Origin of the sequence: Nonomuraea sp. NPDC049784 (assembly GCF_040659615.1) — a bacterium.
In the GTDB taxonomy this organism is placed as follows: Bacteria; Actinomycetota; Actinomycetes; order Streptosporangiales; family Streptosporangiaceae; genus Nonomuraea.
The window spans coordinates 1-1972 of the sequence record NZ_JBFAMX010001093.1 but is presented as its reverse complement, the minus strand read 5'-3'; the positions used below and the strand labels follow the sequence as shown (position 1 = coordinate 1972).

The window sequence follows — 1972 nt, the reverse complement described above, 5'->3', positions numbered from 1 at the left end:
GCGGGCGAAAGGCCCGTTGGGGGCGCGCAGTTCCCGCAGGACGGGGTCGAGCGAGTCGCGGTGCCAGCTGTCCGGTCCGGTGAAACCGCCCGCTTCTGGGTCGGTGCGTTCTTGAAAGGCAAGCCACAGGGCGTGCAGACGGTTGACGGCTTCGGGATGCTCCCACCACAGGGGGCACCACGGTGCGGTGGAGCTGGGGATGCGATCACTGAGATATTCGGGGATGAGAAGGTGCTCGACCCACTGCTGCAGCAGCGACAGTTCCTCCTCGTACTCAGCTGGGCCGAGCCGGAGGATGAGAACGGGTCCTGCCGGAGGCGGGTCGGGCTGTCCGCCCTCGTGCGAGTCGGCGCCGGCGACGTCGGGAACCGGGGTGGTGGGCCAGTCGAAGAAGAAGTCCAGCGGTTCTTGCTGTGGCCCGGAAGGATCGGGGCTGTCGTTCGGGTCTTCGGGCAGGTCGGTCATGGCACCTTCTTTCGCTGGGCTCGGCGGGTGATCTGCTCCTGGATGTTGGCGGCGGTGGCACCGAGCCGGCGACCGAAGGGGTCCGCCATCCAGGGCCGCAGCCTGATGTCCACGGGACGGATACCGGTAAGCAGCAAGATCGCGGTGAATTTTTTCAAGGCGCGGATGTCCGCGGGGGTGTAGATGCGCTCCTTGCGGGTCGAGCGGGAGACGCTACGCCCACTGGCGCTGTGCGAGACGCTGGACTCGACCACCTTGTGGTGACCGACCAGCCGGCTGATCTTTTCCGCGTGGTCGGAGTCATCGATGCCGGCCCCGAGGATCTTCACCGTCGAGGCCGACCACAAGGCGTCCATGCCGGGTCCACCCCAGACCCGCACGCCCTGCTGATAGGACTGCAAGATCGTGATGACGGGGATGCCGGTGCCGCCCAGGAAGGAGTACAAGTCCGGCAGGTCTTCGATGGGGGCCACGTTCGCGGCCTCATCCAGGACGATCACGAGAGGCGGGTCGGTGCGTCCTCCGGCGCGTTCGGCGGCGGCGATGCCCGCTTGCAGCACCGCGTCGGCGAGCGCTGCGACCAACGGTGCTGCTCCGTTGCGGCCCTTCTTGCTGAACAAGTACAACGTGTCGGTGGAGGCCACGAACCGGTCGGGGTCGAAGACAGGCTGGCTGGGCGCCGGGGTGATCCACTGGTTGATGACCGGATCCAGCAACGCGGCAACGGTCTGGGCCGCAGTGTCGTAGACGCCACCGCGGGTTTCGGGCGGGAGTTGCACCGTATGCTCGAGCTGCCCTGCCATGCCCACGGCGCCGCAGGCCCGCAACGCGTCGATGGGGTCCTGCTCGGCGGGGTTGGCCAGCCATTCCAGCACCTGGTGGATGGTGGCGCCGTCCAGGTTGGCGGCCGCGTGGAACAGGCTGGCCAACAGGTTGCCGGCTGCGAGCGCCCAGTAGTTGCCGCGCTCGTTCGCCGAGAAGCTTGTCGTGATGAAGTGGCTGGCCAGGCGGCGGGCACCCTCGACGGTGCGGGCGGTTTTGAGCATGTCCCACCAGAATTCCTGCGGATGGTGGCAGATCTGCTGAGGATCGAAGACCCACAGGGTGCCGCGCGCGGCGCGCGGGGCCGCGGTGGTGGTGAGGGCGTCCGGGCGGATGCTGGTGACCACGGTTGCTCCGGGCGCACGGATGGCGCTCTGCGCGATGATCGTCGTGGTCTTTCCCGACCGGGGGCCCATGAACGCCAAGACGACGTCCTCCCAGCTGGCGCGCAATTCGATGCCCTCGTGATTGCCGATGAGGATCCCGGCCTCATCCGGAGGGATCCGCTTGAGCGTGCGCAGGGACGGCCGCAGCCGGCGCGCCTTGCGTGCTGCGCCTCGGTAGGTGTACTCGCGCAGGTCACGCAGTCCGGCCATGCCGTGCCCGGGAGCCAGCCACCGGTAGCTGGTCAGGGCGAGCGGGGCAAGCACTGCGGCGCCGACGCTCGCCGTCACCGCGATCCCGC

2 protein-coding genes are annotated in these 1972 nt (G+C 68.5%); both read right to left on the bottom strand.

Annotated features, from left to right (window positions below; all coding sequences use genetic code 11):
* Positions 1–465 (bottom strand): DUF4913 domain-containing protein (locus tag AB0J09_RS63595; protein ID WP_360714061.1); only part of this gene is annotated, 465 nt, incomplete at its 3' end.
* Positions 462–1972 (bottom strand): TraM recognition domain-containing protein (locus AB0J09_RS63590; RefSeq protein WP_360714059.1); only part of this gene is annotated, 1511 nt, incomplete at its 5' end. The genes AB0J09_RS63590 and AB0J09_RS63595, both read right to left, overlap by 4 nt.